Raw genomic sequence first — 22,365 nt, 5'->3', positions numbered from 1 at the left:
ACACACGGCCTACCGTGCTTTACAGATGTAAAGCCGTCGTCGCCGAGGAGGCCGCCGTGCCGCTGATCCCCGATCTCACCTGGACCGCCCCCGAGCCACGTCCGGGCCCGGGCGTCGTCGTCCGCACCGAGCTGCGGCTGCGGCGGCTGCGCGAAGTGCCCGCCTTCGTGCGCACCTCGCTCGCCGTCCACCGGCAGGCCATCGCCGCCCCGGGCGCCCGATCGGTACGGCTGCAGGCCGAACCGCTGGCCAGGCGCTTCCGCACCGTCTCGTGGTGGGACGACGCCGCGGCCGCGCGTGCCTATGCGGTCGCCGAGCCGCACCGCTCCGCCATGCGGGACTGGCGCGAGCGCCTGGCGGTCGCGGAGGTCACGCGGGAGCCCGGCGTCGAGGGCGCCGTGCCGGAGGCGGCCACCCGGTGACGCGCGGCCGCGACGACTAGCCCAGCGTCGGGATCCACTCCGCCACGGCGCGACCGATCTCGTGCGGTGAGTCCTCCGGCACGAAGTGGCTGCCGGCCACGGTGGTCTCGGTGAGCGCCGGCCAGCTGCGCACCACCTCGCGCTGGCGGCCGACCAGGATCGAGCCGGGGTCGGCGTCGATGAACAGCTTCGGGACGTCGCTGCCCGCGAGCCAGGCCCCGTATCGCTCCACCCGGGCCACCACGCCCGCCGGCTCCCCCTCGATCGGGAGCTGCCGCGGCCACTCGAGGGTCGGCCAGCGGTCCTCGCGCCGCGCGAAGGGTGCCCGGTAGCGGTCGTGCGCCTCGGGGGTCAGCCCTCGCGCCACCGAGGCCGGCAGGATCCGCTCGACGAAGACGTTCTTGTCCAGCACCGCGGCCTCACCCTGCGGGCCGCGCATCACCTGGAAGATGCCGCGGGCGGCGTCCGGCCAGTCCTCCCAGGTGACCGGCGTGACGATGGCCTCGGTGAAGGCGATGCCGCGGACGGCGGCGGGGTGGCGGGCGGCCCAGTCGAAGCCGAGGCCGGACCCCCAGTCGTGGATCACCAGGGTCACGCGCTCGGTGGCGCCGACCGCGACGAGGAACTCCTCGAGGTAGGCGGCGTGGGTGGCGAACGAGTAGGTGCCCGGGCCCGGATCGGGCAGCTTGTCCGACTCGCCCATGCCGATCAGGTCGGGGGCCAGGCACCGGCCGAGGTGCTGGACGTGCGGGATCACGTTGCGCCACAGGTAGGACGACGTCGGGTTCCCGTGCAGGAAGACGATCGGATCGCCCTCGCCGACGTCGACGCAGGCCATCTCGGCATCCCCCACCCGCACGCGCCGGCGGGGGAACGGGTCGTCGGGCGAGATCTCGTCAGCCATACCGGCGATCCTCACCCCGCGGCGGCGGGACCACCTCCGGAGCCACCGGACCCGGGCGCCGCCGCGCGCGCGGCGGCCTCGATGCGGCCCCGATAGGTGGCCCACTCCTCCGGGGTGCGCTCGGGCAGGTCGGGGTTGCCCGCGCTCAGCCCTGCCGCGCCGTCCAGCGTCTCGCGGAGGATGTCGGCGTGGCCGGCGTGCCGGGCGACCTCGACCGCCACGTGGACGAGGAGGGTGTGCAGCGTGGGGCGCCGTCTCTCCTCCGGCCACCAGGGGACCTCCCCCACCGCGTCGAGCGGTAGCGCGTCGATCGTCGCGTCCGCGTGCACGGCCGAGAAGCGGAAGAGCTCGACGATCTCCGCCCGGGACTCCTCGGCCGTGGCCCACATGTCGGCGTCGTCCGCACCGTCGGCGTCCCACGGGTAGGCCCGGCCGCTCGGCCGGCCGAGCACCTCGCCGAAGTAGCCCAGCTGCACGTACGCGACGTGCTTGAGCAGGCCGAGCAGGTTGGTGCCGGTCGGCGTCATCGGCCGGCGGATCGCGTACTCGTCGAGCCCGTCCACCTTGGCGAGGAGGTCGTCGCGCCGTTGCCGCAGGTAGGTGTGCAGGACCGTCTTGTAGGTGTGCAGGACCGTCTTGCGGTCCGGGTCCGTCGTTCCCATGCCCGGAACAGTGCCCTGGGCGGGTGACGAACCGGGCCCGCTACGGCCTTCCCTGCCTGCCCCCGGCGCCCGGCCGGCCGATGAGCACCCGGAAGAGGTTCTGCAGCCGGTAGCCGCCGTCGCCCGTCCGGTAGGGCTCCAGGTGCTCGAGCACGGCGTCGCGCAGGGCGTCGGGCTCGGTCTGCCGCGTGGCGGCGCGGCCCAGCGGGGTCGCCAGGAGCGGGCCGAGCAGCTCGTCGGCGTCGGCGTAGTCGAAGGGGACGAGCACCTCGTGCAGCCGCTCGACCACCAGCCCGGCCCGCTCCGCCATCGCCCGCAGCCGGGCCGGCTCGCTCACCGCCGGCGTCCGCGTCGGGCGGCCGGGCGCCAGCGCCTGCTGCAGCACGCGCAGCTCGCACTCCCGATCCCGCCCCCACACCGTCGCGGCGACCACGCCGCCGGCGCGCCCGGCCCGGTGCAGCACCGCGACCGGGTCGGCGACGTGCATCAGCAGCTGGACGGCGGCCACCACGTCGAACGGCCCGGGCGGCGGGTCCTGCGCGTGCCGCACCAGGAAGGTCCCGCCGGGCACCTCCGCCGCGGCCTGCGCGACGGCCTCCGCGTCGAGGTCGACGCCGGTCACCCGGGCGCCGCGGTCGGCCGCCGCCCGGGCGAACAGGCCGGCGCCGCAGCCCAGGTCGAGCACGCGGGTGCCACGGCCCACGCCGGTGGCGTCGAGGACGGCCTCGTGCAGCGGCGTGCCCCAGCCGCGCGGTTCCTCGCTCACCGGGTCGAGCCTAGGCGGCGCCCCGTCCTCGGGAGGTCGGCACCGGCCGCGGCCCGGCGTCCCGCGAGGCCCGGCAACCGCGCCGAATGCGACGAACTCGTGGCCATCAGCGCCTGATGACCACGAGTTCGTGACACTCGACGGGTCATGGCCACCACGTCGCCCGGAATCGGGCTTGACCCTGACGCGACGTCAGGCTGTTGCCTGCTCCATGTCAGAGAAGGGGGTGTCCGCGTGAACGTGGGCGAGGTCGCGGCGCTGGCCGGCGTCACGGTGCGCACGCTGCACCACTACGACCGGATCGGCCTGCTGTCGCCGTCCGGCCGCACGGCAGCCGGCTACCGGCAGTACGCGCCGGCCGACCTGGAGCGGCTGCACCAGGTGCTGCTCTACCGCGAGCTCGGGTTCCCCCTCGAGGAGGTCGCGACGCTGCTCGACGATCCGTCCGCCGATCCCGCGGAGCACCTGCGCCGGCAGCACCGGCTGCTGCGGGACCGGCTGGACCGGACGTCGGCCATGGTCGCGGCCGTCGAGAAGGAGATGGAGGCACGGGCCATGGGGATCTCGTTGACCCCGGAGGAGCGGTTCGAGGTGTTCGGCGACTGGCTGCCCGAGGAGTACGCCGCCGAGGCCGAGGAGAAGTGGGGCGGCACCGACGCCTGGGCGCAGTCCCAGCAGCGGACCCGCACCATGACCAAGGACGACTGGCTGCGGGTCAAGGCGGAGTCCGACGACGTCGAGCGCCGGTTCGCCGAGGCGCTGGCCGCGGGCGTGCCCGCGGACTCGGCGCCGGCGATGGACCTGGCCGAGGAGCACCGGCAGCAGATCAGCCGGAACTTCTACGACTGCCCGCCCGAGGTGCACGCCGGCCTGGGCCGGATGTACGTCGAGGACGAGCGGTTCACCGCGTACTACGAGCGGATCGCGCCCGGGCTGGCGCAGTACGTGAGCGCCGCCGTCCAGGCCAACGCCGCCCGCCAGGGCTGAGCAGGCGTGTGCGCCGGAGCCCGGTCCCCCGCTCCGGAACCGGGCTCCGGCGCACGCGCTCGGGGGTCACCCGCGGGTGACCAACCCCTCGGAGACCATCCAGTCCAGCGCGACGTCGGCGGGCTCCTCCCCCTCGACGTCGACCCGAGCGTTGAGCATCTGCAGCACCTCGTCGGTCAGCAGCGGTGTGATCCGGCCGAAGAGGTCGGCCAGCTCGGGGTGCTCCTCCAGGGTCTCGGTCAGCACGACCGGGGAGATGTTGTAAGCCGGGAAGAACTGCCGGTCGTCCTCCAGCACGGTGAGATCCAGGGCGGGGATGCGGCCGTCGGTGGTGAACACCTCACCGAAGTTGCACAGCCCGTCGCCGGTGGCCTCGTACACCGCGCCGGTGTCCAGGATGCGGATGTTGTCCCGCGGCACGCCCTGCGGATCCCCGAGCGGGATGTCGTAGGTCTCGAGCATCGGGGCGAGCCCGTCGTTGCGGCTGGCGAACTCCGACTCGACGCAGAACGTCCGCTCCTCGACCGGGAGCTCGGCGATCCCGGAGAGGGTGGAGATGCCGCCCAGCTCGGGCACCGCCTCGCTGCGGACGGCGAAGGCGTACGTGTTGTTCGCCTCCGCCGGCGGCAGCCACGTCAGGCCGTTGGTCGCGTCGGCCTCCCGCACCGCCTCCCACTGCTCCTGCGGATCGGGGATCGGCTCCGGCTCGCCGAAGTAGGAGAGCCAGGCCGTGCCGGTGTACTCCCACTCCATGTCGATGTCGCCGTCGACCATGCCCTGGCGGGCGGGGACGGAGCCGGGGATGTTGGTCCGGTCCACGACCTCGAAACCGGCGACCTGCAGCGCGATCACCGCGATCTTGCCGAGGATCAGCTGCTCGGTGAAGTTCTTGGCGCCCACGACGATCTCGGCGCCGTCGGCGCCGTCGATCGGCTCGATGCTGCCGGGTGCCGACGGTGGGGTGTACTGCGTGGCGGCCTGGAGGCCGCAGCCGCTGGTCGCCAGGCAGCCCGCGACGACCAGTGCGACGAGTCCGGCGGGCGGGCGCGCGCGCATCAGAGTCCCTTCGGGCGGGCGACGTGCTCCACGACGCGGCCCAGCCAGTCGATGGCCAGTGCCAGCAGGGCGACCAGCACCGCCCCGCTGATCAGCAGGGCGTCGAGCGACAGGTTGATCCCGGTAGTGATCAGCAGGCCGAGCCCGCCGCCGTTGATGAAGGTGGCCAGGGTCGCGGTGCCGACGAGGAGCACGAGCGCGGTCCGCACGCCGGCCAGCAGCACCGGCACGGCGAGCGGCAGTTCCACGCGGAGCAGCACGGCGAGGGCGCTCATCCCCATGCCCCGGCCGGCCTCCACCAGGCGGGCGTCGACGCCCTGGATGCCGACCAGGGTGTTGCGCAGGACGGGCAGCGCCGAGTAGAGGACCAGCGTGACGACCGCGGTGCCGAACCCGAAACCCAGCCAGGTCGCCATCAGCACGAACAGGCCGATCGCGGGGGCCGCCTGGCCGGTGTTGGCGACGGCCAGCACTGCAGGGGTGAAGCGGCGGAGCCGTCGGCGGGTGAGGGCGACGCCCAGCGGGATGGCGATGGCCAGCACGATGACGGCCGCGACCGCGGTGAGCTGCAGGTGCTGCACGACGGTCCGGGACAGGGCGTCCCAGGCCAGCTGGCGGGACTCGGTCTCGCTGAGGTCGGCGGTCAGCCGCCAGACGACGAACGCCAGCACCGCGACGGCCAGCATGACCGGCTGCCACAGCAGGGCCCGCCAGCCGCCGGCACCCGCCTGCGCCGCGCGTTCGTCGGCCGCCTGGGTCGCGGGCTCCGGGGCCGTCGGATCGGGCGTCCCGTCCGGACGGAGCCCGGTGGAGGCGGTCATCCGTCCCCCCCGCTGCGGGTGCGCTGGATGGCCCCCATCACGGCCTCCACGGCCATCACGCCGGCCAGGACGTCCCGACGGCCGGTGACGACGACGCCGCCCTGGCTGGCCGCCAGCATCGCGTCCAGGGCGTCGTTGAGGGTCGAGCGGAGCCCGACCACGGGGAGCCGTTCGTCGACGGCGCCGGGCACCGTCGACGTCCGCTCGAGCTCGGCCAGCGTGGGCCAGCTGATCGGCCGCCCCCGCTGGTCGACCACCACCACGTAGTCGTCGCCGGCCGCCCGCGCCGCCGCGACCGCCGCGACGGAGTCCGAGCCGACGGTCGCCGTCGTCGGCTGCTCGAGCTCCACGTCCCCCACCCGGGTCAGGGTGAGCTGCTTGAGGGTGGCACCCGCGCCGACGAAGTCGGCGACGTACTCCTCGGCGGGCTCGGCGAGGATCCGCTCGGGGGTGTCGTACTGCACCACCCGCGCGCCGACGTCGAAGACGACGATCCGGTCGCCGAGCTTCACGGCCTCGTCGAAGTCGTGGGTGACGAAGACGATGGTCTTGCCGAGCTCCTCCTGGATACGGATCAGCTCGTCCTGCAGCCGCTGCCGGGTGATCGGGTCGACGGCGCCGAACGGCTCGTCCATCAGCAGCACCGGCGGGTCCGCGGCGAGGGCTCGGGCCACGCCGACGCGCTGCTGCTGGCCGCCCGACAGTTCGCGCGGGTAGCGGTCGCGGTACTGGTCGGGGTCCAGGCCCACCAGGTCGAGCAGCTCGTCGACCCGCGCGGTGACCCGGGCGTCGTCCCACTTCAGCATCTTCGGGACCAGGCCGATGTTGGTCGCCACCGTCATGTGCGGGAACAGCCCACCGGCCTGGATGACGTACCCGATGCGCCGGCGCAGCTGGTCGGGCTGCTGGTCGGTGACGTCCTCGTCGCCGAGGTGGATGCGCCCGCCGGTCGGCTCGATCAGCCGGTTGATCATCTTCAGCAGCGTGGTCTTCCCGCAGCCCGACGGGCCGACGAACATGACGGTCTCGCCGGCGGCGATCTCCAGGGTGACGTCGTCGACGGCCGGCACGTCCTGACCGGGATAGCGCTTGGTCACGCCGTCCAGGCGGATCGGGACGCCGCTGATGTTCCGGTCGTCGCGGCCGGACTCGGCAGCGGACGTCGGGGCGGGCAGGGTCTCAGACACGGATCCCCCTGGGGGTGGTCAGCCGGCCGGCCAGCACGAGCAGCAGGTCGAGGACGAGCGCCAGCAGGACGATCGCGATCGTCCCGGTGAGCGTGGAGTTGAGGGCATTGGCCCCGCCGAGCCGGGAGAGGCCGGAGAAGATGAAGCCGCCGAGCCCGGGGCCCAGCACGTAGGCGGCGATGGCGGCGATGCCCATCACCATCTGGGTGGACACCCGGATGCCGGCGAGGATCACCGGCCAGGCCAGCGGCAGCTCCACCCGCAGCAGGGTGCGCACGCGGCTCATGCCGATGCCGCGGGCGGACTCGACGAGCGACCGGTCGACCCCGGCCAGCCCCACGACGGCGTTGCGCAGCACCGGCAGCGCCGCGTAGAAGGTGATCGCGATGACCGCCGGCGTGATGCCGAACCCGAACGGCGCCAGCAGGATGCCCAGCAGCGCGAACGAGGGGATGGTCAGGCCGACGGCGGAGAACCCGTTGGCAGCCGACGTCGCGGTCGGGTTCCGGTAGACCAGCACCGCCAGCGCGACGGCGATGAACGAGCCCAGGACGACGCACTGGACCACGAGGCTGACGTGCTGGAAGGCCTGGAAGGCGATGAGATCGGCACGTTCCGTCACGTACTCCCACATCGCGGCAACGCCTTCCCTGCCCGACGTCGTCGTCGGGGTTCGTCGTAGGGGTTCGTCGTCGTTCCTCGTCCCGGCACGGATCCCCGCGCCCCGGTGGTGCCGCGCTGCGGCGGGACGCGCCGGTAGGTCGGCCGCGTCCGGACCACCGTAGCCGCGGCCGGGGGCGCCGGGGAGATCCTGTCCGCGCGCTCGCGCGGTGGCGCGCCCCCCGCCGGGACCCCGGCGCGCGCGGACGGCGGGGCACCGGTCATCCTGGGGCGGGATGAGGGCCGTATGGGTGTGGCTGCACCGCCCGGCCGCGCAGCGGGGGGTGCGGGCCGCGGTCGCTGCGGGGCTGGCCTGGCAGGTGGCGGTCATGCTGCCGCCGCTGCTGTCGGAGTACGCCTACTACGCCCCGCTCGGCGCGGTGATCGCCGTCCACCCGACGATCGCCGACTCGGCGAGCGCGGCGTGGCGCAGCGTCCTCGCGATGCTCCTGGGCTTCGCCCTGGCCTACGCCGTGTACGAGCTGACCCGGACGGTCCCGGACGCCCTGACGATCGCGCTGATCGTCGCCCTGGCCATCGCGATCGAGCAGTGGCGTCGCCTCCTGCGGGACCAGGCCGCCTGGGTCAGCTTCGCCGCCGTCCTGATGATCACCGTCGGGGCCGGGCAACCCGGGCCCTACGTCCTGCGGTACGCCGGGCTGACGCTGGTCGGCGCCGCCATCGGCGTCCTGGTCACCGCCGTGCTCTTCCCACCCCTGCAGCTCACCCAGGCCGTCGACCGGATCGCCGCCACCCGCGCCGTCCTCGCCGAGCACCTCTCCGACATGGCCGGGACCCTGCGCGAGGGGCAGGTCCCCGACCCGGGCGAGTGGACCGAGCGCAACCGCCGGCTGGACGGCGCGCTGGACCGCATGCGCGCCGCCGAGCGCCAGGTGGACCGGGCCCGCCTCGCCAACCCCCGGGCACGCCGCTGGAAGGGGCGGGCCGAGAGCATCCGGGACGAGTCCCGTGCGGTCGACCGCGTCGCGGTGCTCGTCGACGACCTCACCTCGCTGGTCGTCGAGTTCCACCCGCACCGGCGCGGCATCGACCACGCCGACGCCGGGACCGGCTGGGTGCTCGCCGAGGCCCTGGACGGGCTCGCCGACGTGCTCCGCGCCGGCGAGGGGACGGCACCGCACGAGCGCGACGCCCGGCTCGCCCGCGCCGTCGACGCGCTGCACCGGCTGGTGGGGCTGGTCCGGACCAGCACGGTCTCCGACGACGAGGGCTTCTTCGCCCTCGGCGCGGTCGCCGTCGGGGTCCGCCGCAGCCTGTCGGCGCTCGGCGCGCAGGATGGTCTGCGCGCCGCGGCGTGAGCCTCAGACGCGGATGAGCAGCTCGCCGTGCAGCATGCCCAGCCAGCCGTCGTCGGCGTCCCGCCACCGGCGCCACGCGTCGGCGAGCTCCTCGAGTTCTGCGCGCGTCGCCAGGCCGTGGGCCAGGGCCTGCTCGGCGAAGGACGACGCCGTCGCCCGCCCCGCCCACGAGGTGCCCCACCACTCCCGCTCGGCCGGGGTGGCGAAGCACCAGGCCGACGTCGACGCCGTGAGCTCGCGCAGCCCGGCGGCGTGCGCCCAGCTCACCAGCCGGCGTCCCGCGTCGGGCTCGGCGCCGTTGCGCCGGGCCACCCGCTGGTAGAGCGCCAGCCAGCGGTCCAGCCCGTCGTCGGCGGGGAACCAGGTGGTGGCCGCGTAGTCGACGTCGCGCACGGCGACCAGCCCGCCCGGCCGGCAGACCCGCGCCATCTCCCGCAGCGCGGCCACCGGGTCGGTGAGGTGCTGCAGCACCTGGTGGGCGTGGACGACGTCGAACGAGGCGTCGGGGAGGTCGAGGGAGTAGACGTCGCCGACGGCGAAGGTCACCGCCACGCCGGTGCGGGCGGCGAGCGCCTGCGCCTCGTCGAGCGGGTCCGGGGAGACGTCGAGGCCCAGCACCCGGCCGGGCGCCACCCGCGCGGCGAGGTCGACGGTGATCGTCCCCGGGCCACAGCCGATGTCGAGCAGGTCGAGCCCCGGGCGCAGCACCGGCAGCAGGTGACCCGCCGAGTTCGCCGCCGTGCGCCACCGGTGCGACTGCAGCACCGGCTCGGCGTGCCCGTGCGTGTAGGTGTCCACGGTCGCAGTGTGGCCGAACGTCCCGCTGGCTGGAACCAGCAGTCCACAATGTGAGATCCGCTCCTCCTCCCTCGCCGCGGCGCGTCCTCCCTCAGCGCCCACGGTGCGGGAGGAAGCGCCATGATCAGGTCACCTGATCGTGGCCACGAGCACCTACTCGGCGAGCACCTGCTCGGCCACCGGCACCGCGCGCTCGCGGTCGGCCGGCACCAGGCCGATGCGGGTGCGGCGGTCGAGCAGGTCGGCCACCGTCCGCGCCCCCTCGTGGCGGACGGCGAAGCGCAGCTCCCCCACCGTCTCCGGCCGCCCGGCCACCACCAGCGCCGGCCCGAGCGCCTCGACGTCCGGCGCCTCCGTGCCGTACCGGGCCACCAGCCGGGCCGGGGCGGCCACCCGGTCCAGGGCCACCCGCGGCGCCGCGCCGACCAGGGGCAGCCGCGCGGTCGCCGAGTGCGCGGCCCCGCGCCCGAGCCGGGCGACCACGGCGTCGACCGCCTGCTCGGCCATCGCCCGGTAGGTGGTCAGCTTCCCGCCCACCACGGAGAGGACCGGTCCGTCCCACACCAGCAGGTGCGTCCGGGAGAGGTCGGCCGTGGCGCCCCCCGGCCCGGTGCCTGCCGACTCGGGCAGCACCAGGGGCCGGTAGCCGGCGTAGGCGCCCACCAGGTCCGCGCGGGTCAGCGGCTCGGCGAGCACCTGGTTCACCGTGTCCAGCAGCAGCCGCACCTCGGCGTCGGAGGGCACCGCGTCGTCGTCGGGCACCGGGCCCTCCACCGGCTCGTCGGTGAGCCCGAGGTACACCAGCCCGTCGGCCTGCGGGAGCGCGAACACGTACCGCGACCGGGACCCGGGCAGCGGAACGGTCAGCGCCGCCGCCGGCGAGCCCAGCCGCACGGCCGGCACCACCAGGTGCGAGCCGCGCGAGGGCACCAGCCGGATCCGCGGCGCGAGGCGCTGCGCCCACACCCCGGCCGCGTTCACCACCGCGCCCGCCCGCACGGTCAGCGGACCCTCGTCCGTGGCCACGTGCACGTCGGCGCCGTCGACGCCGGTCACCGCCGCCCCGGTCAGCACCCGCGCCCCGTGCGCAGCCGCCGTCCGGGCCAGGGCGACGACGAGGCGCGCGTCGTCGGTCAGCTGCCCGTCCCAGAAGACGACGCCACCGCCCCCGGCCCGCACCCCCGGCACCAGCCGGCCGACGTCGGCGGCGTCCACCCGCCGGGTCGAGGGCAGCGAGCCGCGCCCCCCGGGCACCGAGAACCGCACCGCGTCACCGAGCCGCCCGCCGAGCCCGGCGAGGGCGGTGACGTCGCGGCCGGCCGCGTCGGGCACGAGGAACGGCAGCGGGCGCACCAGGTGCGGCGCCGTCGCGCCCATGAGGACGGCGCGCTCGCGGGCGCTCTCCCGCGCCAGCCCGATCTCCCCGTGCGCCAGGTACCGCAGGCCGCCGTGCACGAGCTTCGACGACCACCGGCTGGTGCCCGCCGCCAGGTCGGCGCGCTCGCACAGCAGCACCGACAGGCCACGCGCCGCGGCGTCCAGGGCCACCCCGGCGCCGGTCACACCTCCGCCGACCACGACGACGTCGACGGTCGCGCCGGGCGCTTCCGCGAGATCCCGGGCCCGCCGGGCGGGTGACAGGGAGCCGATCACCTGGCTGTCCAGCGCTGCGGCACCGGCAGACTGTAGCCGTGCCCGAGCAGCCGGAACTGACGATCCAGGGCTGGGGCCCGCGCCCCGCCACCCAGGGCGACGGGAGCCCCGACGGCGCCCTGCCCAAGGCCGCGCGCCGCTACCTCACGCGCGAGCTGCGCTGGGAACCGCGGTCCACGCCCCCCGTGCCGGTGGCGCAGATCCGGCTGGCGCCCTGCCGGCTCCCCGAGGAGGACCGCACGGCGCTGGCCGGCCTGCTCGGCGAGGAGCACGTGCGCACCGACCGGGAGTCGCGGCTGCGGCGGGCCGGCGGCAAGAGCTACCTCGACCTGCTGCGCCGGCGGGAGGGCGACGCCTCCGACGCCCCCGACGCCGTGGTGCTGCCCGGCACCACCGAGGAGACCGCCGCGCTGCTCGCGCTCTGCAGCGAGCGCGGCATCGTCGTCGTGCCGTTCGGCGGCGGGACCAGCGTGGTCGGCGGGTTGGCCGGCGTCGACCCCGACGACCGGCCCGCCATCGCCGTCGACCTGTCGCGCATGTCGTCGGTGCAGGCGCTGGACGTGCCCTCGTCGCTGGTCACCGTGGGCCCGGGCATGCGCGGGCCGGTGCTGGAGCAGGCGCTGGCCCGGGAGGGCCTCACCTTCGGCCACCTGCCGCAGAGCTGGGAGTTCGCCACGCTCGGCGGCTACGCCGCGACCCGGTCGGCCGGGCAGTCCTCGACCGGGGTCGGCCGGTTCGACGACCTGGTCGCCGGCCTCACGCTGGCCACGCCGTCCGGGGTGCTCCAGCTCGGCTCCCCGCCCGCCTCGGCCGCCGGCCCCGACCTGCTGGGCCTGGCGCTGGGCTCGGAGGGGACGCTCGGCGTCATCACCGAGCTGACGCTGCGGGTGCGCCCCAAGCCGTCGGCCAGCGCCTACGAGGGCTGGTCGTTCCGCACCTGGCCGGCGGGGCTCGCCGCTCTCCAGCTGCTCGCCCGGCACGACCTGCTGCCCGACGTCGTCCGGCTCTCCGACGCCGACGAGACCCGCGCCAACCTGCTCATGGCCGCCGGCGCCGGGGCGAAGGCGCTGCGCGGCAGCCTGCGGGCCCGGGGGCGCGGTGAGGGCTGCATGCTCGTCGTGGGCTGGGAAGGGGTGCCCGACCTGGTGCGCGCCCGGATGCGGGCCGCCGCCTCGCTGCTGCGCGACGGCGGGGCCGTGCGGCTCGGCCGCCGGGTGGGCGACTCCTGGCGCCGGCACCGGTTCGAGGGGCCCTACCTGCGCGACCGGCTCATGGACGGCGGCCTGCTGGTGGAGACGCTGGAGACGGCGGCCACCTGGACGGCGCTGCCCACCGTGTACGACGCCACCCGCCGCGCGCTGCAGGACTCGCTGACCCGCGGCGGGCACCGGCCGCTGGTGCTGGCGCACGTCTCGCACGGCTACGCCACCGGCGCCTCGCTCTACTTCACCGTGATCGCCGACCGCGACGACGCCCTGCCGATCCAGCAGTGGCTCACCGCGAAGCGGGCGGCGACCGACGCGCTGCTGGCCGCGGGCGGCACGCTCACCCACCACCACGCGGTCGGCGCCGACCACCGGCCGTGGCTGGAGCGCGAGGTGGGGCCGCTGGGCGTCGAGGTGCTGCGGGCGGTCAAGCAGCGGCTCGACCCGCGCGGCATCTGCAACCCCGGCGTCCTGCTGCCCGACTAGCCCGACGAGATCTGCACACTCGCCCCCTTCAGCGTGCTGATGGGGGCGAGTGTGCAGATCTCGCCCTGCGGGCGCGGGTCAGCTCGTGGTGGCGATCCCGCCGTCGACGGGGATGACCGCACCGGTCACGTAGGAGCCGGCCCGCGAGGAGAGGTAGACGACGACGCCCGCCATGTCGTCGGGGCGCCCGATGCGGCCCAGCGGCGACTTCGCGGCGATCTCGGCCCCGAAGGCGTCGAGGGTGGCGGCCATCATCTTCGACTCGAACGGCCCGGGGGCGACGGCGTTGACGGTGATCCCCTTGGGCCCGAGCTCCTTGGCGAGCACGCGGGTGAGGTGGTGCAGCCCGGCCTTGCTCGCGGCGTAGGAGTAGGTCGGCATCGGGTTGACGTGCAGGCCGTCGATGCTGCCGACGTTCACGATGCGCGCCGGGTCACCCTCCGCAGCGGCGGCCTCGAGCTTCGGCAGGAAGGCGCGGGTGAGGAAGAACGGCGACTTGAGGTTCAGGTCGAGCAGCTTGTCCCACGCGGACTCGGGGAACGTCTCCAGCGGCTCGCCCCAGGTGGCGCCGGCGTTGTTCACCAGGATGTGCACCCGCTCCTCGGCGCGGCCCACCTCCTCGGCCAGCCGCACGCACTCCGCCTCCGTGGAGAGGTCGGCGGGGATCGAGACGGCGGTCCCGAACTCGGCGAGCTCCGCGACGGCGGCGTCGCCGGCCTCGGCCTTGCGGGAGCTGAGGTAGACCTTCGCCCCCGCCTGCAGCAGCCCCCGGGCCATCATCAGGCCGATGCCGCGGGTGCCCCCGGTGACCACAGCCACCTTGCCGGTCAGGTCGAACAGGTCCACGGGTACCTCCGGTTCGGCGTCGCAGCGCCGTCGTCGGCACCACCCCCGGCACCCTAACGAGGCCCGCAGCGGGCGGCGTCGGAGCCAGGTGTGCCAGCCTGGCGCCCATGATCGGATCCGCCGCGACCCCGGGGGCCACGAGCGAGGTCGGCCCGCTGCGCACCGTGCTGCTGCACCGGCCCGGCCCCGAGCTGCGCCGGCTGACACCGCGCAACAACGACCAGCTGCTCTTCGACGGTGTCCCGTGGGTGGCGCGGGCGCAGGAGGAGCACGACGCGTTCGCCCAGGCGCTCACCGACCGCGGCGTCGAGGTGCTGCACCTGGCCACGCTGCTGGCCGAGGTCCTCGCCTTCCCGGCCGCCCGGGCCGAGCTGATCGGCGCCGCCGTCGACGACCCCCGGCTGGGCGCGACCCTGCAGCGCGACGCCACCCGGCACCTGGCCTGGCTCTCCCCCGAGGACCTGGCGACGGCGCTCATCGCGGGCCTGGCGCACGACGAGCTGCGCGGCCACGGGCTCGCCTACCAGCTCATGGCGCGCTCGGACTTCGTCGTCCCCCCGTTGCCCAACCTGCTGTTCACCCGCGACTCCTCGGTCTGGATCGGCGACGAGGTGGCGGTGACCTCGCTGGCCATGCCGGCGCGGCACCGGGAGAGCACGATCACCGCCGCCATCTACACCCACCACCCGCGCTTCTCCGGGTCCGAGCAGCTGTACGGGCCCGGGCTCGAGCACCTGGAGGGCGGTGACGTGCTGCTGCTGGCCGAAGGCGTCGTCGCGGTCGGGGTGGGCGAGCGGACGACGCCGGGTGGCGCGGAGCGGCTCGCGCGGCGGCTGTTCGCCCGCGGCCTGGCGCACACGGTGCTCGTCGTCCCGATCGCCCAGGAGCGCGCCACGATGCACCTGGACACCATCGCCACGATGGTCGACGTCGACGCGATGGTCATGTACCCGGCGGTCGCCGACTCGCTGGTCGCCTGGACCGTGACGGCCCCGTACGGGGTCGCCGACGACGCCGACAGCACCGACCTCGCCGTCACCGGGCCGCAGCCGTTCCTCACCGCGGCCGCGACCGCGATGGGCATCGACAAGCTCCGGGTGATCGACACCGGGCTGGACCCGGTCACCGCCGAGCGCGAGCAGTGGGACGACGGCAACAACACCCTTGCCCTGGCACCGCGCCTGACGGTCGCCTACGAGCGCAACACCGTCACCAACGCCGCGCTGGAGGCCGCGGGCATCGAGGTGGTGCGGATCGCCGGCTCGGAGCTCGGCAGCGGCCGGGGCGGCCCGCGCTGCATGTCCTGCCCCGTCTCCCGCGCCCCCCTCTGACCCCGGGCGCACGACGCCGGGGACGGCGGCTCGGCGCTGCGACCGGGGGACTTTCCGCGCCGGAGCTCCCATCGGCGTGATCACGGCCACTACGCTGCCCTTTCCCGCGCCGGGCCCGGCGCTCGGCGAGAGGACGGCGCGGTGGCAGCGACGGGGACGGCGCGCAGGACGGGGCGCATCGCGGGGATCGGCGGCGGGCTCGTCGGCTACCTGGTCTTCGTCGAGTTCACCAGCGGCGTGCTGCAGGGCTACTACGTCCCGCTGCTCACCGACATCGCCCGCTACCTCGGCGTCAACGACGCCGACGTCAACTGGCTCGAGGCCGCCCAGCTGATGCTCTCGGCCATCGCCGTGCCGGTCCTCGCCAAGCTCGGCGACCTGTACGGCCACCGCCGGGTGCTGCTGTGGTCCGCCGTGGTCGTCGCGCTGTCCACGGTCGTGCTCGCCTTCGCCCAGAGCTTCCCGCTGTTCCTCGTCGCCTGGGCGCTGCAGGGCATGTACGTGGTCTGGCTGCCGCTGCAGGTGGCGCTGATCTGGGACCGGTCGCGCCGGACGCCGGGGGCCGCGAGCCAGACCCGCCGCGCGACCGGGCTGATCGTCGCCGCGCTGCAGGCCGGCGCCATCGTCGGCGCGCTCGGCGGCGGGCAGATCGGGCAGAGCCTCGCCGGCTCCTTCTGGCTCGTGCTGATGGCCCCGCTGGTCCTGGTCGTCGGCGTCTGCGCGATCGTCGCCTTCCGCGTGCCGGAGAGCGAGGACCGCACCGGCGGCAGCGTCGACGCGACGGGTGCTGCCCTGCTCAGCCTGGTGCTGCTGGTCATCACCGGGGGCCTGAGCTTCGTCCGCCTCAACGAGGACGCGCTCTGGCCGTGGGCGGTCACCGCGCTCGGTCTCGTGCTGCTCGTCCCGTTCGTGCTCTACGAGCTGCGCCAGGACGACCCGCTGGTCGACTTCCGGGTGCTGCGCAGCTCCTCGATGTGGCCGGTCCAGCTCACCGCCGGCCTCTTCGGCATCAGCGTGCTCGGCGCCCAGGGCCCGCTCTCCACGTTCGCGCGCACCGACCCGGAGGTGTACGGCTACGGGCTGGGGCTCTCCACGAGCGAGGTGTCCATCGTCATCGGCGCCTACGTGATCTCCATGCTGGTCGGCGCGAGCCAGTTCTCCCGGGTCAGCCGGCTGACCACCCCGCGGCGCACGCTGATCGGCGCGGCCACGCTCACCGGCGTCGGCTACCTGCTGCTGGTGCCCTTCCACGACACGCTCGCGCAGATGCTCGCCTGCATCGCGATCGCCGGCCTCGGCTCCGGCGCCCTGGTCGCCGCGCTCCCGGCGGCGGCTGCCGCCGCGGCCCCGGTCGGCCGGACGGCGGTGGCCACCGGCCTCACCAACACCACGAAGGTGCTCGGCGGGTCTTTCGCCTCGGCCGCCTTCGCCATCGCGCTGGCTTCCAACGTCCCGCTGCTGCCCGACGGGTCGGCGGGCACCGCCGGCTCGCTGTCGGGTTACATCACGGTCTGGGTGGTCTGCGGGACGACGGCGCTGCTGGCCGCGGTGGCGCTGGTGTTCGTGCCGCGGCTGGCCTTCTCCGACAGACCCGTGGCCGACGCGCCCCTGCCCGACGCGGACGAGAGGAGCCGGGCGTGACGACCGGACCGGCCGAACGGCTCGCGGAGCTGATCCGCATCCCCACCGTCTCCTCCCGCGACCGCGACCGGGTGGACCGGACGGTGTTCGACCGGTTCCGCGACCGGCTGGCCGAGCTCTACCCGTCCACCCACGAGGTGCTCGAACGCGAGCTGCTGGGCGACGGTGCCCTGCTGTACCGGTGGCGCGGCACGACCGACGAGCCGCCGCTGGTCCTCATGGCGCACTACGACGTCGTCCCCGTCGACGGCCAGGAGTGGAGCCGCGACCCGTTCTCCGGCTCGATCGAGGACGGCGTGGTGCACGGCCGGGGCGCCATCGACGACAAGGGCTCCCTGGTGGCGATCATCGAGGCGGTCGAGTCGCTGGCGGCGGCCGGCTTCACCCCGCGCCGCGACGTCTACCTCTCCTTCGGCAACGACGAGGAGGTCGCCGGGGTCGGGGCCCGGCTGGCCGTGGACGCCCTGCGCGCGCGGGGCATCCGGCCGTGGGCCGTGCTCGACGAGGGTGGCGCCGTGGTGAGCGGCATGTTCCCCGGGGTACCCGGGCAGATCGGCGTGGTCGGCCTGGCGGAGAAGGGCCTGCTCGACGTGGAGCTGGCCACCAGCGACCCCGGCGGGCACGCCTCCTCCCCCACGCCCAACGGGGCGCCGGCCCGGCTCGCGCGAGCGATCGTCGCCCTGGAGGAGCACCCGTTCCCGGCCCGCCTCAACGACGTCGTCCTCGGCATGATCGAGGCCGTGCGGCCGAAGGCGCCCGCGCCGGTGCGCGCGGTCCTGGGCCGGGCCCACCGGCTGCGCCCCGCGCTGGCCGCCGTCCTGTCCCGCGCCGGCCGGGAGGCCAACGCCATGGTGCGCACCACCGTGGCGGTCACCCAGCTGGAGGGCAGCCGGGCGGCGAACGTGCTGGCCACCCGGGCGACGGCGCACCTGAACATCCGGATCGCCCTGGGCGAGACGGTGCAGTCGACCGTCGACCGGCTGCGCCGGGTGATCGACGACCCGGCCGTGGAGGTGCGGGTGGTCTCGGGCAGCGATCCGACGACGATCTCCCGGGCCGACAACGACGCCTTCGCCGCCGTCCGGGCCTCGGCGCTGGCCGTCTACCCCGACGCGACCGTGGCGCCCTACGTGATGGTGCAGGCCAGCGACGCCCGGCACTTCCACGACATCAGCGACAGCGTCTACCGGTTCATGCCCTTCGACCTCAGCCGCGAGGAGCTCGGTGCCCTCCACGCGGCCGACGAGCGCATCCGGGTCGAGACGCTGGAGCGGGGCGTCGAGTTCTTCCGGCACCTGGTCCGCAACCTCTGACGCTCCGGCTGCCGCCGTCCCCGCGCCCCAGCAGCAGGGGCGCGGGGACGGCGCTCAGCGCAGCGTGATCTGGCGGGAGAGCAGCCCGGCGCGGGCGCGCCGCTCGTCGGCGGTCAGCGGGGCCGTCTCGGCCAGGGCCGCCTCGAGCCGGCTCTGGAACTCGGTCGCCGGCGCGACCCAGTCCTCGGCCGGGGTGTCGGCCGGCAGGTCCCACACCGGGACGACGAGGCCGTGGGCGCGGAAGGCACCGGCGTAGCGGGTGCCCTCACCGAGGAGGATCTGCTCGGACGCCGACAGGCGGGCCAGCGCGTCGAGCAGCTGCTCCTCCTTCTCCGGCCGCACCCAGCGCAGGTGCGCCCGCTCGTTGCCCGGGCGCACCCAGTAGGCGGCTCCCAGCCCCTCCAGCCGGACGGTGGGCAGGATCGCCTCGTTGGCCTGCGTCAGGCCGGCGCGCGCGGCGGGGCTGGGGTCGGTGCCCTCCAGCCAGAAGTCGAAGCTGTCGTGCACGGTCACCTCGAGCGGCGCGGTGAGGTCGAGGACCTCCTGCAGCCGCGGGCCGGCCGAGCCGGCGCCACCGATGGGGCCGGGGTCCACCGGCGCGCCGGCGGGGGCCTCGAGCGCGGCGGCGACGGCGGTGCCTAGGTCGCGGCTGACGTCGTCCGACGACGTCGCCAGCTGGGCGCCGACGAGGATCTGGCCGTTGGCGCGCACCAGACCGGGGGCGCCGCCGGGCAGGACGCTGGCCAGCGTGAGCTCGCGCCCGTCGGCCGACCGCAGCGTCGCCGTCGCCGCCGGCACCAGCTCCCGCAGCGCCACCCAGTCGGCCTCGCCGGGCAGGCCCTCGAACGGCCGGACGACCGGCGGGGCGTACCCCGAGCCGTGGCAGTGCTTGTAGCGACGGCCCGACCCGCAGGGGCAGGGCGCCTTCGGGTTGATGCCGCCCTCGGCGACGGCGGCGGTGGCGGTGGAGCGCTTGCGGGAAGCCATGCGGGTCAGCGTAGGTGGCCGCGCGCGGGGCCCCGCCCCGAGGATGCGCGGGCGGGGGGCGCGTCGCCGTCTCCACCCCCGGTCCCTGCCGCCACCGCGCCATCGCCGCCATCGCCGCCGAGTCATGCGTACTCGTGGCCATCAGCCGCTGATCGCCACGAGTTCGTCGAACTCGTCGGCGGGCCCGCCGGTGCCGGACGCCGCGGGCGGGCTCCTAGGCTTCCCGGCGTGTCCCTGGACGTCGACGCGCTCGACCTCACCGCCCCCTCCTTCGTCGCCGACCCGTACCCGGCGTTCGCGCGGGCCCGGGCGCAGGCGCCCGTGCAGTGGCACGAGGGGCTGGGGTTGTGGCTGGCGCTGACCCACGCGGAGTCCAACGCCGTGCTGCGCGACCGCCGGCTGGGGCGCATCTGGCGGGACAAGGAGCCGGCCGAGCGGTTCGGCAGCTTCAACCTCATCCACCGCAACGCCATCCTCGAGATGGAGCCGCCGGACCACACCCGGCTGCGGCGGCTGATCACCAGCGCGTTCGCCCGCGGGCACGTGGAGCGGCTGCGGCCCTGGGTGGAGGAGCTGGCCGGCCGGCTGGCCGACGAGCTGGTCGAGCGCTCGGCCGGGTCGGAGCCGGTCGACCTGCTCACCGGCATGGCCGAGCAGCTGCCGGTCGCGGTGATCGCCGAGCTGCTGGGCGTGCCCGAGGCCGACCGCCCGCTGCTGCGGCCGTGGTCGAACGCGATCGTGAAGATGTACGAGTACGGGCGCACGGTGGCCGTCGAGGAGGCGGCCGAGCGTGCAGCGGACGAGTTCGTCACCTACCTGCGACAGCTGGCCGCCGAACGCCGCACCGCCCCGGGCGAGGACCTGCTCTCCCACCTGGTCTCCGTCCGGGACGCCGACGGGGACCGGCTGACCGAGGACGAGCTGGTCACCACCTGCATCCTGCTGCTCAACGCCGGCCACGAGGCCACGGTGAACGTCACGGGCAACGGCATGCTGGCGCTGCTGCGCCACCCCGACCAGCTGGCCGCGCTGCGGGCAGACCGGTCACTGCTGCCCGCGGCGCTGGAGGAGCTGATGCGCTTCGACCCGCCGCTGCAGCTGTTCGAGCGCACCGCCACCGCCGACGTGGAGCTCGGCGGCGTCACCGTGGCCGAGGGGCAGAAGATCGCCGCGCTGCTCGGCGCGGCCAACCACGACCCCGCCGTCTTCACCGCCCCCGAGACCCTCGACGTCCGGCGCACCGACAACCCGCACATCGCCTTCGGTGCGGGCATCCACTTCTGCATCGGGGCACCGCTGGCCCGGGTCGAGCTGCAGGCGACCTTCGGCGCGCTGCTGGACCGGACCTCGGCGCTCGAGCTCGGCGGCGAGCCGGTGCGCCGTCCCGAGTTCGTCATCCGCGGCCTGGAGACGCTGCCCGTCGTCCTCACCGGCTGACCGCGGCACCGATGGCGTCCTCCCTCACCGCGGGGCGTCCTCCCTCACCGCCCACCGCGAGGGAGGACACGCGATGATCAGGTGAGCTGATCGTCGCAGCACCGGTGGAAGGTGAGCGCGGTCACTGGCAGGATCCGCACATGCGCGGCTTGATGCAGGACTACCCCCTCACGATCGACTCGATCTTCCGGCACGTCGAGCAGCACTACGGCGACGGGACGATCGTCACCAACAATCCCGGCGGCGTGACCCGGGCGACCTACGCGGAGTGGGCGCAGCGCACCCGCAAGCTGGGCGGCGTCCTCGACACCCTGGGCATCAGTGCCGACGGCCGGGTCGGCACGTTCGGCTGGAACAGCCAGCGGCACCTGGAGCTGTACTTCGCCGCGCCCTGCACCGGGCGCGTGCTGCACACCCTCAACGTGCGGCTCTTCCCCGAACAGCTCACCTACATCGCCAACCACGCCGAGGACGAGGTCATCTTCGTCGACCGCACGGTCCTGCCCCTGCTGTGGCCGCTGATCGACACCATGAAGACGGTCAGGCAGGTCGTGGTCATGGACGACGGCGGCGGGAACGAGATCCCCGACGACCCCCGCATCCTCGACTACGAGGCGCTGCTCGCCGACGCGCAGCCGGTCGAGTTCGGCGTCACGGACGAGTGGCGCGCGGCCTCGATGTGCTACACGTCCGGCACCACCGGCAACCCGAAGGGCGTCGTCTACTCGCACCGCTCGACGTTCCTGCACACCATGGGCGTGATGGCGCCCAACGCCTTCGGCCTCGGCATCCACGACGTCGCGATGCCGGTCGTGCCGATGTTCCACGCCAACGCCTGGGGCATCGCCCAGGCCGCCCCCGCCGCCGGCGCCTCGCTGGTCATGCCCGGTGCGCTCATGCAGCCGGAGGCGCTGGCGAAGCTGATCGTCGACGAAGGCGTCACCTTCACCGCCGGCGTCCCGACCATCTGGCAGGGCGTGCTCCCCCACCTCGCCGGCCAGCCGCACAAGCTGCGTGACATCGGCTGCGGTGGTTCCGCGGTGCCGAAGGCGCTGTCGGAGGCCTACCGTGAGCAGATCGGCATCCCGATCCTGCAGGCGTGGGGCATGACCGAGACCCACCCGGTGGCATCGTCGGGCGTGCTGCCCAAGCGCTACGAGGACGCCGACGACGAGACCAAGGCGGCCCAGCGGGCCCGCGCCGGCATCCCGTTCCTCGGCGTGGAGGCGCGCATCGTCGACTCCGACACCCTCGAACCGCAGCCGTGGGACGACAAGGCCACCGGCGAGCTGCAGGTGCGCGGGCCCTGGTGCGCGCAGGACTACTACAACCCCGACGCCGGCGTGGAGCTCACCACCGCCGACGGCTGGATGAAGACCGGCGACGTCGCCGCGATGGACGAGTTCGGCTCCATCCGCATCGCCGACCGCACCAAGGACCTGATCAAGTCCGGCGGCGAGTGGATCAGCTCGGTCGACCTGGAGAACGCGATCATGAGCCACCCTGCGGTGAAGGAGGCCGCTGTCGTCGGCATCCCGCACCCGAAGTGGGACGAGCGCCCGCTGGCCTGCGTCGTCCTCAAGGAGGGCGAGACCGCGACGGAGCAGGACATCCTCGACCACCTCAAGCCGCTGGTGGCCAAGTGGTGGATGCCCGAAGCGGTCGAGTTCATCGACGAGGTGCCCAAGACCAGCGTCGGCAAGTTCTCCAAGAAGGACCTGCGCAGCCGGTTCGCGGAGTACCAGGTGAAGAGCTGACCCGCGGGGGGGGGGGGGGGGGGGGGGGGGGGGGGGGGGGGGGGGGGGGGGGGGGGGGGGGGGGGGGGGGGGGGGGGGGGGGGGGGGGGGGGGGGGGGGGGGGGGGGGGGGGGGGGGGGGGGGGGGG

20 protein-coding genes are annotated in these 22,365 nt (G+C 74.9%); 9 read left to right on the top strand and 11 right to left on the bottom strand.

The window, feature by feature from the left end:
* The first annotated feature begins 14 nt into the window (after positions 1–14).
* Positions 15–422: a hypothetical protein gene (locus tag ACI79S_RS07440; RefSeq protein WP_456592806.1), complete on the top strand. Its 408-nt coding sequence runs from the start codon at positions 15–17 to the stop codon at positions 420–422.
* Between the two features lie 16 nt (positions 423–438).
* Here ACI79S_RS07440 and ACI79S_RS07435 read toward each other — a convergent pair whose 3' ends face one another.
* The 3 genes from ACI79S_RS07435 to ACI79S_RS07425 are packed head-to-tail and all read right to left on the bottom strand — an operon-like array spanning position 439 to position 2,754.
* Complete coding sequence (locus ACI79S_RS07435) at positions 439–1,326, bottom strand: haloalkane dehalogenase (protein WP_456592805.1); 888 nt, start codon at positions 1,324–1,326, stop codon at positions 439–441.
* 11 nt (positions 1,327–1,337) lie between these two features.
* A complete protein-coding gene (locus ACI79S_RS07430) occupies positions 1,338–1,988 on the bottom strand; it encodes a DinB family protein (protein ID WP_456592804.1) in 651 nt (216 codons plus the stop codon).
* A gap of 40 nt (positions 1,989–2,028) precedes the next feature.
* Complete coding sequence (locus ACI79S_RS07425; RefSeq protein WP_456592803.1) at positions 2,029–2,754, bottom strand: class I SAM-dependent methyltransferase; 726 nt, start codon at positions 2,752–2,754, stop codon at positions 2,029–2,031.
* Between the two features lie 234 nt (positions 2,755–2,988).
* Here ACI79S_RS07425 and ACI79S_RS07420 point away from each other — a divergent pair, with 234 nt between their 5' ends.
* Positions 2,989–3,741 (top strand): MerR family transcriptional regulator, encoded by a 753-nt coding sequence (locus tag ACI79S_RS07420; RefSeq protein ID WP_456592802.1) that lies wholly within the window; start codon positions 2,989–2,991, stop codon positions 3,739–3,741.
* A 66-nt stretch (positions 3,742–3,807) separates the two neighbouring features.
* Here the strand turns inward: ACI79S_RS07420 and ACI79S_RS07415 are convergent, their stop codons facing one another.
* From ACI79S_RS07415 to ACI79S_RS07400, 4 genes are read right to left on the bottom strand one after another with little or no spacing between them, the layout of a single operon-like run.
* Positions 3,808–4,797 carry a glycine betaine ABC transporter substrate-binding protein gene (locus ACI79S_RS07415; protein WP_456592801.1) on the bottom strand — a complete coding sequence of 330 codons (990 nt, stop codon included), beginning with the start codon at positions 4,795–4,797 and terminating at the stop codon, positions 3,808–3,810.
* A complete protein-coding gene (locus ACI79S_RS07410; protein WP_456592800.1) occupies positions 4,797–5,618 on the bottom strand; it encodes an ABC transporter permease in 822 nt (273 codons plus the stop codon). The genes ACI79S_RS07415 and ACI79S_RS07410 overlap by 1 nt, the downstream gene beginning before the upstream one ends.
* The gene (locus ACI79S_RS07405) at positions 5,615–6,805 is read right to left on the bottom strand and encodes an ABC transporter ATP-binding protein (protein WP_456592799.1); all 1,191 of its coding nucleotides are present in this window, start codon (positions 6,803–6,805) and stop codon (positions 5,615–5,617) included. Before ACI79S_RS07405 ends, ACI79S_RS07410 begins: the two co-directional genes overlap by 4 nt.
* Positions 6,798–7,427 carry an ABC transporter permease gene (locus ACI79S_RS07400; RefSeq protein ID WP_456592798.1) on the bottom strand — a complete coding sequence of 210 codons (630 nt, stop codon included), beginning with the start codon at positions 7,425–7,427 and terminating at the stop codon, positions 6,798–6,800. Before ACI79S_RS07400 ends, ACI79S_RS07405 begins: the two co-directional genes overlap by 8 nt.
* 274 nt (positions 7,428–7,701) lie before the next feature.
* Between ACI79S_RS07400 and ACI79S_RS07395 the strand changes: the two genes are divergently transcribed.
* On the top strand, positions 7,702–8,784 hold the full coding sequence (locus tag ACI79S_RS07395) for an FUSC family protein (RefSeq protein WP_456592797.1): 1,083 nt from the start codon (positions 7,702–7,704) through the stop codon (positions 8,782–8,784).
* A 3-nt stretch (positions 8,785–8,787) separates the two neighbouring features.
* Here the strand turns inward: ACI79S_RS07395 and ACI79S_RS07390 are convergent, their stop codons facing one another.
* Together ACI79S_RS07390 and ACI79S_RS07385 are read right to left on the bottom strand one after the other, a co-directional pair.
* Entirely contained in the window at positions 8,788–9,582 is a 795-nt protein-coding gene (locus ACI79S_RS07390; RefSeq protein ID WP_456592796.1) for a class I SAM-dependent methyltransferase, read from the bottom strand.
* Positions 9,583–9,735: 153 nt separating this feature from the next.
* Positions 9,736–11,235, bottom strand: coding sequence for a glycerol-3-phosphate dehydrogenase/oxidase (locus ACI79S_RS07385; protein ID WP_456592795.1), 1,500 nt, complete (start codon positions 11,233–11,235; stop codon positions 9,736–9,738).
* Positions 11,236–11,273: 38 nt separating this feature from the next.
* Here ACI79S_RS07385 and ACI79S_RS07380 point away from each other — a divergent pair, with 38 nt between their 5' ends.
* Positions 11,274–12,926, top strand: coding sequence for an FAD-binding oxidoreductase (locus ACI79S_RS07380; RefSeq protein WP_456592794.1), 1,653 nt, complete (start codon positions 11,274–11,276; stop codon positions 12,924–12,926).
* 78 nt (positions 12,927–13,004) lie between these two features.
* On the opposite strand, the gene ACI79S_RS07375 is transcribed toward ACI79S_RS07380, so the two are convergent.
* Complete coding sequence (locus tag ACI79S_RS07375) at positions 13,005–13,772, bottom strand: SDR family oxidoreductase (RefSeq protein WP_456592793.1); 768 nt, start codon at positions 13,770–13,772, stop codon at positions 13,005–13,007.
* Between the two features lie 107 nt (positions 13,773–13,879).
* Between ACI79S_RS07375 and ACI79S_RS07370 the strand changes: the two genes are divergently transcribed.
* The 3 genes from ACI79S_RS07370 to ACI79S_RS07360 all read left to right on the top strand — a co-directional run bounded on the left by ACI79S_RS07370 (position 13,880) and on the right by ACI79S_RS07360 (position 18,057).
* Complete coding sequence (locus ACI79S_RS07370) at positions 13,880–15,103, top strand: arginine deiminase (RefSeq protein ID WP_456592792.1); 1,224 nt, start codon at positions 13,880–13,882, stop codon at positions 15,101–15,103.
* A gap of 141 nt (positions 15,104–15,244) precedes the next feature.
* Entirely contained in the window at positions 15,245–16,744 is a 1,500-nt protein-coding gene (locus tag ACI79S_RS07365; RefSeq protein WP_456592791.1) for an MFS transporter, read from the top strand.
* Positions 16,741–18,057 carry a M20/M25/M40 family metallo-hydrolase gene (locus tag ACI79S_RS07360; RefSeq protein WP_456592790.1) on the top strand — a complete coding sequence of 439 codons (1,317 nt, stop codon included), beginning with the start codon at positions 16,741–16,743 and terminating at the stop codon, positions 18,055–18,057. The genes ACI79S_RS07365 and ACI79S_RS07360 overlap by 4 nt, the downstream gene beginning before the upstream one ends.
* A 54-nt stretch (positions 18,058–18,111) precedes the next feature.
* Here the strand turns inward: ACI79S_RS07360 and ACI79S_RS07355 are convergent, their stop codons facing one another.
* Entirely contained in the window at positions 18,112–19,044 is a 933-nt protein-coding gene (locus tag ACI79S_RS07355; RefSeq protein WP_456592789.1) for a DUF5926 family protein, read from the bottom strand.
* Positions 19,045–19,272: 228 nt separating this feature from the next.
* Between ACI79S_RS07355 and ACI79S_RS07350 the strand changes: the two genes are divergently transcribed.
* Entirely contained in the window at positions 19,273–20,481 is a 1,209-nt protein-coding gene (locus tag ACI79S_RS07350) for a cytochrome P450 (RefSeq protein ID WP_456592788.1), read from the top strand.
* Between the two features lie 140 nt (positions 20,482–20,621).
* A complete protein-coding gene (locus ACI79S_RS07345) occupies positions 20,622–22,238 on the top strand; it encodes a long-chain fatty acid--CoA ligase (protein WP_456592787.1) in 1,617 nt (538 codons plus the stop codon).
* Positions 22,239–22,365 lie beyond the last annotated feature (127 nt).

The sequence above is a fragment of the Blastococcus sp. SYSU DS1024 genome (assembly GCF_054050795.1).
Note: the sequence above shows the minus strand (reverse complement) of the source record. Positions and strands in the feature narration are given on the sequence as shown.